Origin of the sequence: Bacillus sp. CCB-MMP212 (genome assembly GCF_022748145.1) — a bacterium.
GTDB classification, from domain to species: Bacteria; Bacillota; Bacilli; order Bacillales; family Bacillaceae_G; genus Bacillus_A; species Bacillus_A cereus.
Genome location: NZ_JALDQE010000001.1, coordinates 809,403 through 821,503 on the forward strand (window position 1 = coordinate 809,403; position 12,101 = coordinate 821,503).

Consider the following 12,101-nt stretch of genomic DNA (forward strand, 5'->3'; position numbering starts at 1 on the left):
TTGTAACTCGTCCAAGGATATACAATTAAACAACATCTCAAGTTATCTTAGTCGTAATAAGTTGGCCAGTTTCATTAATAGTAACTTTCCATTTCACTCCACTAGCAGTCTTCATGATTATACCTTTACTTGCCTCTATTTCAATATCTCCAAACATTCTTCCACCCGTTGTCGCTAACCAAGCGTTCCCATTTTCCATAGAAGACCTTGCAAAAATACGATTAATTCGAAAACGCTTATGATCTTGAGAATACCCACTTAATGTAATTCTAACTTTATATAACTGACTCGCCTTCATATTCGATATAATTGTATCGCCAACATTTAATGGAACATCCAACGCGATAACCCAACTTCCAGTTGCGCTTAATGCATATTCAATTTTAATTTTCTTTGGGCTCTCTCCCCACCCAAAATACATTCCAAAACAATTTAACATTTGTATTGGTTTTTTCGTAAAATCCAGTTCAATTACAACTGGATTACTATCTGGAACGTCAATATAGTTTACACTTTGTTCATCTATTAAATTAAAGCAATTTGCGAGATTCCCCCCGTAAGGCACTTTCCCACTTACTTGCTTAATCGTATACTTCTGCTGAGCATTTACTAAAATATCATCTTGATTCCCTATTAAATGTGGTTTATTTAACGTAATCGGTAACTGAATTCGAAGAGATTCTTCATAGGTAGACTTACAAACATTGTATTGTCCTTTATCTACAATAGTTGTAGAAAGTAAATTTGAAAAAAGGTAGTTACGATGCGAATTAGAAGAAAATTCAATGACAATTTGTTCACTACTCATCCGGTACGTATCCCAAATCATACAATCAAATGTATTATACGCACCTGAGCAACGAATTGCTTTTTTCGTTTGTTGTCTACATTGCACTTGAATATTATGAAACGTATTTCCTGAACTTTCATTTGGCAAATCACTATTTCCATCTACTTCAATCCCATACACACATCCATCAATAAATATTGATTGAAATACATTGGCGTTAATCCAGCAAGGTGTATTGATATCATCTATATACTCTGTTTTCAAATATATTGCAGTTTGAAAGTTTTTAATTTGAATAAATTTAACTTGAAAGAAACTAATATAATCCCATGCCTTTTGACAATAAAAATGTATAGCTTTTCCTTTATACGATGGAGTTGTATTTATTATATTTATATTTGATATAACAGATTGATTAGGTACTTCGATTTGTTGTGAACCAGAAACATAAATAACAGCAGATTGAAACAATGAATTTATAACTTGAATAGTACCACCAACTATCGAAGCGTTACTTTGTAGCTCAAATGCATTAAAATCCCCATCAATTTGCAGCGTTACGGTAGGATCTAACTCTAATCTTACGTTTGATTTAATAACAATCGGCTTTACAATTTTGTACGTATTTACCCCTGTAATTCTAACCGTCGAAATTCGATTCGCTACACAATAATCAATAGCTTGCTGAATTGCTAATGAGCTATCATTTCCCGAGTTTGGAACTGCGCCAAAACAATCAATGTGAACGCTACCTTTTGGTGCACAATCTTCTTGGGAAGAAATATATTCTGACAAAATAAATTCACTCCTCATATTACCTTTTTCATATAATATGTGAGTTCTCTCTTAAAAGTTTCTATAATAAAAAAAACAAACGACCTACCCGGTCATTTGTTTAATTCATATATATTTTTCGTTTCTTCTATCATTTTAGTTAACGAGAAATACCTCACTGCTTTCTCTCGTGCTTTCAATCTAATATCATTTACCTTTTCTTCATTCCCTTGTAGTTCTTCAAGTGCATTTGCAAATTCCGATTCGCAATATTCAGATATCAAAACACCTGATTCTCCATCTATTACTGCTTCATGTATTCCACCAACATCTATTGAAACAATTGGTGTCCCTGTAGCCATCGCTTCAATTACTACCATTGGAAACACTTCACGAAAAGATAATAAAAGCAAGGCATCCATATTCCCTATAAACTCATGTGGTTCTGAAATATTTCCTAACATCTTTACACTCTGTTGTAATCCATATTTTTCTATTTCTTTCATAATCGATTCTTTCTCTGGTCCATCACCAGCAATATAAAACATAAAATCATTTCTCTTTTTCAACACATTTGCAATTTTGACAAATAGTTGATGGTTTTTCTCTTTGGATAATCTAGCTAATATCCCTATTTTATATGTAGATTCTTTCTTTTTCTGCTGGAATAAAAACTTTTCGATATCGACACCATTATAAATTGTATTTATTTTTTCTTCTGCTACATGAATTGAAATTAAATTATTCTTTTCAAACTCACTTACTGTAATAATATTGTTCACATATTTATTCATGAAATAACGAAAAAGAGTTGGCATTTTCTTTTCTAATATCGTTACATTATGTTTCGTATAAACAATCTTTATCTTTTTTTTAATAAACTTTTGAAGTAGAAAAGCATATAATACCATTCGCAAACTATTTGCATGAATAAGTTCTATCTTTCGTTTACAAATTTCGTTTCGTAAATAATAAATATTTCTCAAATGATTCCATCGACTAATTAATATAAAATTTTCTTTTCTAGTAAGAGATTCATATAGTTCTCCATCACCTGCAGCTGTATAAATCTTAAAATCATCATAATGCAAATTACTTTCCAATTTACAGAAATAGCTCTCGGCTCCGCCAGTTATCAATTTATCTGTCATCAACAGTATATTCATAATTGCGTCTTCCCAACTACATTAATTTTATTTTTTTTATAAGCATGATAAGCATACTTACTAAAATAGTAAAAAATTTGCACCGAATTCAATCGTTCTTGTTCCCTTAACAATTTCCAATACCGGAAAGCTGCTCTAATTTTATTTCTAGAAACAGAATTTGTAACAATTCTATATTTTGCTAACACTTGCTGTATCCCTTTTGCTTCATACCCTTCATGTAATAAGTTCAACCATAACGCTGTATCTTCCGGCTGTATACTAGGCATTTCGACATACGGAATTTTTTCACGATCTATCATCACTGTTAAACACCCGATAATTGTATTTCCTACTAAATAATGATAGTCAACAGATTTTGGTACACTCACTTCGCGATTTAATTCATTACCATTTTCATCAATTAAACTATACGACGCATATGAAAAAGCAATATTCATTTCTTCCATAAATAACAATTGTGTCTTCAATTTATGTGGCAACCATATATCATCACTATCTAAAAAGGCAATGTACCTTCCTCTTGCCTCTTTGATCGCTAAATTCCGAGCTTTAGCAGCACCGACATTTTCTTTTAATGATAATAACCTAATTCGTGAGTCTCCTTCTATTATCTCTTTAATTTTTGCGGCAGATTGGTCGGTTGAACAGTCATCAACGATAATCATTTCCCAGTTTTCATACGATTGATTCTGTACAGATGAAATTGTCTCACCTATAAATCGTATACTATTATAAGAAGGTGTTATTACAGAAACATAAGGCGGCTCGTTATGTACTGATAGACATTTTACCATCTATCTTTCCCCTTCCTTCATATATTGAAATATACTTCACAACAACTGCTAAAAATAAAAAGAACGCTTCGTTAATAATGAGTGACAATGACATCATCTGAAATAAAAATGCAATCATAGTCAATAGAAGATATGGTTTTTCACGAAACAAAGTATGCTGCGCTAACTTGAACATTAATATGAATAAAAACGCGCTATATAGAAGAAAACCAATTGTACCCGATTCAGACAAAATTTCTAAAAATGTATTGTGTACATATAATTTTTCATTAAATTGATACTCATAATAATTCGAAAAGTTAAAAGCACCAATTCCAATATATGGATTAGATAAATAATATTTAAAAGCAGCTTCCCATAATGTAAATCTACCACTTCCATTATCATGGGAAAAATCAGAAATTCGTTTATTTAATATGTCATCTAATTGGCCCCCCATTACACTGTTCGATAAACTAAAAATAACTACACTAAACAATACTAAACTCATAATTATTTTTATTTTTTTGGCGAAACTAGACATACATATATATACAAAAACGACAAGCACAAGCGCTAATATACCACCCCTTGAAAAGGTTAATAGACTCGTCGTAACACATAAAATTAACCCTAGGATGTTAGTGATATTTTGTAAATTCGTCATATAGTACATAAAAAATATTGTATTATAGAAAATAAAAATGTTAGGATCATCTAGCAATCCAATTAACCGTGGATATCCTCTATCCACTAATAACCCAGCAAAAATTTCTCTCTCTTCTCCACCGTATAAACTAAAATATTGTAAACCGATTATATAGAGTATTAGACTTACAACATTAAATACTACTCCTACATAAGCAATAGATGATTCAAGTACCACTATTTCAGTATTCCCCAATAAATTCCTCATTATAAAATAGCATCCTAAAACGAGTAGCACGCCAAAAATCATACGAATACTAGCATTTAAATACATAGAAAGAATTCCACTTAAACAATAAATGAAATAAAACAGTAAAAATACAACTTCATGAAAATATAACTTTTGAATATGAAAGTTTTTAATTGTTAAACAAAAATATATGACTAAAAAAATCATATATATCTTCAATGAAAATCCAATATATAAATTGTATTTACTTAACATAACAAATAATATTAGAAGAATAATCCATCCCATCGATACTTTCATATTATTTTCCATAGGCTATATCCCCTGTTTCGTAATATAATCCTTTTTGCGTATTTTTCTTATAAAAGAAAGAAGAAGTTTTTTCAGCTCATAATCATATAGGAATATGGCAGCTACTACGATTAGTATATTAAGAACAAGCGCAATTAAATGATATGTATGCAATATATATTGCACTCCAATAAAGGTTACACCAAAATAAATTGTATACGGTATTACAATTTGGAATACAATTTTTTTCTTCACTACACTTACCGCTATGTATCCCACTAAAGCGACGATTTCAAATAAAACCATAGCATATGCCGCTCCTATCACTCCACCAATACTACTAAAGCTATAAAGCATAACCCCACCTATCACCAATGCTACACACTGCACAACAGTCCTCTTATTTTGACATCCACTCGTCGTTAAACCGTCAGCAATGGCAATATTTAAACTTTGTAGCACAATAAGAAATGATAATATTTGGAGTGGTTCTACTGCATTGCTCCATTCTTCATGAAAAAATATAGAAATAAAGTATGGTGCTAAATGATATAAACCGATCGTCATACATATTCCTACAATCGCCATTGATTTAATTTGAAGTAAATTTAATTTCGTATGCTCTTCTATATTATTCTGGTTATAATGCTTAAAGAGCACTGGAAAAAATGCACCTGCAATTACCCCTGGTACTTGATATAAAGCTGCCGGCATCCGGTACGCCACTGCAAAAACACCTACCATACTTAATGGTAATGTATAGTTAAGCAAGATAGGCGCTAATTGTGGCGTACTCATTATTAAAAAACCGCTAATAATAAAGGGAGTTACTTGCCAAAATAATGCTTTATGAATTACGACTTTCATATTCATTTTCGTCTTTCTTCTCATGGTATATATACTGAATAAACCACCAATCATATACCCAAAAGCATATAAGCGAGCCGTTACATACACCGGTAACTCTCCGAAAATACAAAAACATGTAATTATAATGACAACTGATGCTGATACAACTTTTATGAGCGCTATATACTTCATACGTTCCGTCAGTTGAAAATAGGCAATTCCTATGTTTTGCCAAGTTAATCCTATTAACATGAAAAACATTACGTTTATCATCATATAAATTAAATTTTTATCCGCATACATATAATGAATAACAATATAACCGATTATAGAAATAAGAATAAGTAGAATCATCCTTATTTTTATATACGATGATAAAATCTTCTCTAAATCTGCTCCATCCTTTGCCCCTTCTCGAAGAAACGTATTACTAAGTCCTAAGTCTGTAAAAAATAACATAACAAACGTCACTGCTATGGCAACACTAAACATCCCATAATGTTGTGCGTTAAAAAAGTTTGCTAAAACAATTAAACTGACGGCCTGAAGAAGGTTAGCTAAAATCGTACTATAAAATAGATGGATAATATTGTTTAGAATAGATCTACCCATACAAGTTCTCCTTTGCAAGTAACCTACTTACATATGTTGTTTGTTTACATATATATTTATCTTGCACCATTACCGTTCAATACAATTAAAACGGTTTTACATAAAATACGGATGTCCAGCCGAAATGTTTTCATTTCAATATACTCCATGTCCAGCCTCAACTTTTCCTTTGGATCAAGATTATATCCTCCATTTATTTGTGCCCATCCTGTTAATCCTGGTTTTACCATTAAACGATCCTTAAATTCTGGAATAAACGTATCAAACTCATTATAAAAAAACTCTCTCTCTGGTCTAGGGCCTACAAAAGACATATCTCCTCTTAAAATATTTAAAAGTTGTGGTAATTCATCAATTCTCGTTTTTCTTATAAACAATCCAACTTTTGTAATTCTTGAATCATGTTCTTTTGCCCATTGTGGGCCATTTATTTCAGCATCCTTTACCATTGATCTTAATTTAAATACATTAAACTTCTTCCCGTTTATACCTAAACGTTCTTGAAAGTAAATTGGAGCCCCTGATGTTTCTAAAGTAATCATAATACAAAAGAACAACATAATTGGTATCGTTAATAGTAACAATATGATTGAAAATATAATATCAAACAAGCGTTTTACACTTCGATTCAATATGCTAGGCTTTTCTTGAGCCGGAATCGTATACAACTTGGCTTGATTTGTTTCACGAATCATGGATCGTTACCCCCACATTCAAGAATATAAAATTATACCTATTAATTCACATTCTTTCCTATTTATATCCGCTATTACTTTTTGCACTGTACGTAGTGAATCTTTTCGCTTTTTAACTGCTAAGACCATTCCATCGCATTTCTCTGCAATAATGTGCGTAGCAGGAAGATCAAATACTTCAGAAGAATAAAAGAAAATGTAATCAAAATCTTCTTTCCACTTAGCAATCGCATTATCAAATTCATCCATAGCAACTAAGGGCGTCCCTGTGTGTACTGTTTTTTTTGCAGGAATACAATATAAGTATTTAGACAAATTACTAGAAAAAGATTCATAATTGCAGGGGAAAGAGCTTATTATATCGTTTACGGTTATCATGTGATCACTTTGTAATAATACATGTAATTTAGGGTCAGAAAAATTCACATCAATAAGTAACACCTTTTTCTTCATTTCTGCAAACACTAGACCCATATTTACTATAAGTGAGGCAACAACCCCTCTGTCCTTCGTTGAACTAACCGTGAATAGTTGTTTTCCAGATTTTCTCAGCTCGTGATACACCGTATAAAACTGCTCTTTCATCAGATCATCATGCAAATCGAATGGCAGCTGTTTCTTTGTCCTAAACATCGACATGTTCACCTCGATATATAGAGGATTGTTTATCAATCTCTGTAGATTTCTGTTTTCTATTCGGTTTCACATTTATGTGACCAATAACAGAGACTGTTGTTATTTTCTCTAAATCTTGTTCCGTGTATATACGTTCATCAAAATAATCTCGAAATACAGCTAAACCTATCCCAACAAAAAAACTAACAATTAAAGAAATAGGAATGATCAGTTGAAATTTCGGAAACAATTTTTCAGCCTGTTCCTGTAACTCAGGATCCGTCAACACTTTCACACCTTGTACATTTGTGTACTGTTGAAAACTTTGTTGTGATTGCTCTGCCAATGTCTTTACAATGTCTTTCACGACTTTCGGATTGGAATCTTTTACTGTAACAGTTACAATTTGTGAATTGTCCGTATTCACTACCGAGATTTTTTGTGCTAATTCATAACTTGATTGCTCTAATTTCAAAGTTTTTTTGACTGTTGAAATAATTAATGGGCTTTTTAAAATATCGACATACGATGTTACTAGTTGCTTATTTTCTTGTGTTTTATTTGTTGAATTTTCCTTATTAAACTCATCTAAATTCCCAACAAGAATTTGCGTTGAATATTGATATGACGGCTTTAAAACATACATAGAGATAAGAACTAAAGAAGCGGTTAAACAACACATCGTTAAAATAATCGTTACGAATCTTCTTTTCAATAATTGTTGAAAATCTTTTATACTCATTTCTTGCTTCAATTATTTCACCGCCCTTTTCTGAATAACATCCTGCAAGTCACTCTTTACAGATACCCCTCTCTTCTTTCTATCTACTTGTTTTGTTACATACTTTCCGACTCTGAATGCAAATTTTTCTACATATATATACGAAAGTATTGCAAGTATAAACGAAAATATAAGTGAAAAAATTAAAATAATAGGCAACGGTAATATTTCATGGAACATGTATATAAGGGAAAACAACGATATAATATGGTATAAATAAAGACTGTAAGAAATCTTCCCCAAATATAACAAGTATTTATTGCGTAGCAAGGATGACAAAGTTGATATTGACAAACTTAATATGACAAATAGACTTGCACTTATCGCCACTACGTAGTCTCGAAATATAAAATTATTGAGTACTTTAATTTCTCCAATAAGTCCTTCATACATAAAAAGTAAAATCGCAAATAAAAACCATGCAATTTTCGTGTTTTTAGTACAATTACTATAAAAAACTATTAAATTATTTTTATACTTCGCAACTAGTGCCCCCAATAAAAACAGCACCGTATAATGCAACGTTAATGCATAGCTTGTTAATGTTAAGCCCGAGCGAAACAAAAATAATATTACGACAGAACATATACTAAAACTAAACAATAATAGTAATGAACACCTTAACGTTTTTCGTAAACAAATCATCAAAATTAACGGAAAAATTATTGATATTCGCATTTCATGGACAAGTGACCAAATCACACCGTTATATGCATCTGTATTATATTTCCCAACCAATAAAATATGTTGCGCTATTAAGCTTGGAGAACTTTCAATCGTCCATGAGCGATTAAACCATTCACTTAAATAAGAAATACCATATTCACTAATTGTAGCCTGGCATATAATAGCTATAATTATTGCCACAATATAAGGAATATATATTCTGCATATACGTTTTAAAAGGTATGACCCATAGCTACTATAGGTTTTTTGAATAGATTCATACAAAACAAATCCGCTCAAAACAAAAAAGATAATAACAGATTCGTTACCACTACTAAAAATAAGACGAGCAGGCGTTTCTTTTAATAGATACACAACAAATGGTTTATTATCTTCATAGCTGTAATTTTGAAATGCTGAAAAAATCATTAAATGATGACCGATCATTACTATTAATGAAGAAATCCCTCTTATAGAATCCAATTCCTCGTATCTCTTCATCTTTTTACATCAACTCCTAATGAAATGATAATAATCATTTCAAAGCGACATCTTTATTCATATTCCTCTCCTTTCTTTTCATTCCAATTTTTCATATTAAAATGATTTTATAGTATAAATTTGAGTGTATTGTAACATTTTTTGTAATATTATGAATAGAGAATCTCAAAAATTGGTATATACCAATTTCAACCTCGAAAAATGAGTAATATTGATAGAAAAACACTATAAAAATTTCTTGCATATTTACAAAATTAAAGAGATGAATAGCGTTTTTTCAATATAAAATAAAAAAGATAGCCTACATAGGCTATCTTTTTTATTTTATTTAATTACTAGCACCACTATATGCTACATGTCGTTTCTCAATTCTCTCTTCAATTTCTTTCATATTTTCTTTATTATTTAATAGTGATTGTTTATTTTCAATTAATAATTGTTTAAAAGATTTTCTCACTTTTTTTCTCATTTTCATTGTCCTCCTTGGGGGATGGTTTATATAAAAGATAAAGAATTATCTGTGTGTCCTTATAATAATTGATTGTTGTGAATTCTATTTGAACTTCATATGAAAATTCCATTTATTTTCTGACAACTTTGTGAACACGAAAAAAAGACTCTCTAAAACTATGTTGAAATTAATTCACTTCATTATAAAAATTACTATTCCCATCAACTTTTATCATTATATCTTGTCGAAACATTTATATATTTAAAATTGAGTTCGACATAATTTTATTTACTATAATACTGTTTACAAAAACAAAAAGAAGGTGTCACCAAGTCAAATTTCGACTTATGCAACATCCCTCTTTCCAAACTATTTATAGCATATTTATTAATATTTCAGGTCTTCCCCAATTCATTTCTTCACAAACAAATCTAAGTTTTTCTTCATCCATTGTGTGTAATCCCTCTTCTAGTAAACATGAAATTGGAACTTCACAGTGAATTTGTGCTAATTGCAACGAAATATTTAAGTTCTCTAAATCACTTTCAATCTTCGTACGCTGCGCTTTTGTTAATGATTCTACATTTTCTAGTACAGCGGATACTGTTCCGTGCTCTTGAATAAGCTTATACGCTGTTTTTTCACCGATACCTTTTACACCTGGATAATTATCACTTGTATCTCCCATGAAAGCTTTTGCATGGACGATTTGCCACGGCTCTACACCTTTTTCTTCCATGATTTTCTCCGGTGTGTAATATTCGTAATTTCCAATTCCTTTACGCAGAAGCATAACTGTAACGTTCTTATCAACAAGTTGAAGTAAATCTGTATCACCAGTTAAAATATAAACTTCAGCTTCATTGCAGTATTGTTTTGCAAGCGTACCGATACAATCGTCCGCTTCGTAGCCTTTCATACCGATAACTGGAATGGATAATTTCGCAGTCATTTCTTGCACTAAATCAAATTGAGGAATTAATTCTTCTGGTGGCGCTGCACGATTTGCTTTATAATTCGAGAACGATTCTGTTCTAAATGTCGTACTTCCCATATCCCAGCATGTAACGATATGTGTTGGTTCAATCGCTTGCGTAGCTGTTAACAAGTGTTTCATATAACCATGAATCCCATTCGTAGGGGTTCCATCTTGTCGTTTCATAAATTGTCCGTAGACACTTGTTGCGTAAAAAGCACGAAATAATAGTGCCATACCATCAACTAATAATACTTTTTTCATAATTCCTCTCCTATTAAAAAAATAATAACCTCACGTTATCACGTAAGGTTATATAAATAGATTACCATTCTACGTTTTTGCTCAACTTTGTCTATTATACATTGTTTTTGTATATTTAGCACCATTAACACATTAAGACGTTCTACTACAACAAGTATGCAATATGCCTGAATACGTATTTTTTCCAGTAGAAACAACGACAGCCTTTGCACTTCCACTAACGATACGTGAACCTTTAAAACATACATTTTCAAGCTCAAGTGGATTATAATCTTTCATCCGTTTTAATGGAATAAATCGTTTACGTTCAAGGTGATAGCAGCTTTCAAACTTCTCTATACTCGCTTCGTTTCCCGTTAACACAGACTCATTCACTAATAAATCATCTGCATAAATAATACGTACATCAGCTGGCACAGCATCTCCAGCCGAAAGAAAAATCATATCTCCAGGTACAAGTTCTTGCACTGGTATCTCCATCATTTTCAGTTCACTATTTAGCCCTGTACTACTAGAACATTCTACTCTAGATACAGTAATCGTTTCACGTTGTAATTCATCACACACACGTTGTTTTGAAAAACCTGGAATCATGCCACCAAGCTTCATCATTACTTCTGCAAGAATTGCTCTTTTTGAAGTTAGTTCATTTCGGCCATATACTTGAATACGTTTTTGCGCCTCTTTCATTGATAGTCCGTCTCTTGTTGTTTTAAAATATGCAAATACAGATTTTACATCTCTTGTTGCAATTTCAATTAATAAATCTTTATTTTTTTGGAGCATTGTTTGTTCTTTTATTGATTTTTTATTTAGTTTATATGACGTGTTACCCACAGTTTTGTTTGCATATAACATATTATCGTCTCCTCCTTTACAACATAGGAAGAAACGCTTTGTTTCTCAATTTATCCACTTTACTGTGAAAGTGTCTAGCGCTTTATAAACGCTACATTGTGATAAATATAGAGGGAGGAACAAATCGTTTCCTGCCTA

General features: G+C 31.4%; 12 protein-coding genes. All 12 read right to left on the bottom strand.

The window, feature by feature from the left end:
• Positions 1-37: 37 nt before the first annotated feature.
• Positions 38-1,585, bottom strand: a complete 1,548-nt coding sequence (locus MRP26_RS04030) for a glycoside hydrolase family protein (RefSeq protein ID WP_197242224.1) — start codon at positions 1,583-1,585, stop codon at positions 38-40.
• Positions 1,586-1,677: 92 nt separating this feature from the next.
• On the bottom strand, positions 1,678-2,730 hold the full coding sequence (locus MRP26_RS04035) for a glycosyltransferase family 4 protein (protein ID WP_242805996.1): 1,053 nt from the start codon (positions 2,728-2,730) through the stop codon (positions 1,678-1,680).
• Complete coding sequence (locus MRP26_RS04040; RefSeq protein ID WP_242805997.1) at positions 2,727-3,527, bottom strand: glycosyltransferase family 2 protein; 801 nt, start codon at positions 3,525-3,527, stop codon at positions 2,727-2,729. The genes MRP26_RS04035 and MRP26_RS04040 overlap by 4 nt, the downstream gene beginning before the upstream one ends.
• Complete coding sequence (locus tag MRP26_RS04045; protein ID WP_000429880.1) at positions 3,502-4,716, bottom strand: O-antigen ligase family protein; 1,215 nt, start codon at positions 4,714-4,716, stop codon at positions 3,502-3,504. The genes MRP26_RS04040 and MRP26_RS04045 overlap by 26 nt, the downstream gene beginning before the upstream one ends.
• A 3-nt stretch (positions 4,717-4,719) precedes the next feature.
• Positions 4,720-6,156: an oligosaccharide flippase family protein gene (locus MRP26_RS04050; RefSeq protein WP_049108364.1), complete on the bottom strand. Its 1,437-nt coding sequence runs from the start codon at positions 6,154-6,156 to the stop codon at positions 4,720-4,722.
• 56 nt (positions 6,157-6,212) lie between these two features.
• Entirely contained in the window at positions 6,213-6,851 is a 639-nt protein-coding gene (locus tag MRP26_RS04055; RefSeq protein ID WP_000617645.1) for a sugar transferase, read from the bottom strand.
• Positions 6,852-6,869: 18 nt separating this feature from the next.
• On the bottom strand, positions 6,870-7,490 hold the full coding sequence (locus MRP26_RS04060) for a CpsD/CapB family tyrosine-protein kinase (protein ID WP_049108365.1): 621 nt from the start codon (positions 7,488-7,490) through the stop codon (positions 6,870-6,872).
• Positions 7,477-8,220, bottom strand: a complete 744-nt coding sequence (locus tag MRP26_RS04065; RefSeq protein WP_000807062.1) for a YveK family protein — start codon at positions 8,218-8,220, stop codon at positions 7,477-7,479. The genes MRP26_RS04060 and MRP26_RS04065 overlap by 14 nt, the downstream gene beginning before the upstream one ends.
• Positions 8,221-9,414: an acyltransferase family protein gene (locus MRP26_RS04070; protein WP_049108366.1), complete on the bottom strand. Its 1,194-nt coding sequence runs from the start codon at positions 9,412-9,414 to the stop codon at positions 8,221-8,223.
• Positions 9,415-9,742: 328 nt separating this feature from the next.
• Positions 9,743-9,883 (bottom strand): FbpB family small basic protein, encoded by a 141-nt coding sequence (locus tag MRP26_RS04075; RefSeq protein ID WP_001228048.1) that lies wholly within the window; start codon positions 9,881-9,883, stop codon positions 9,743-9,745.
• Positions 9,884-10,238: 355 nt separating this feature from the next.
• Positions 10,239-11,105, bottom strand: a complete 867-nt coding sequence (locus MRP26_RS04080) for a 5'-3' exonuclease (protein WP_000757069.1) — start codon at positions 11,103-11,105, stop codon at positions 10,239-10,241.
• A 132-nt stretch (positions 11,106-11,237) separates the two neighbouring features.
• A complete protein-coding gene (locus tag MRP26_RS04085; RefSeq protein ID WP_242805998.1) occupies positions 11,238-11,963 on the bottom strand; it encodes a P-type ATPase actuator domain-containing protein in 726 nt (241 codons plus the stop codon).
• Positions 11,964-12,101: the final 138 nt, after the last annotated feature.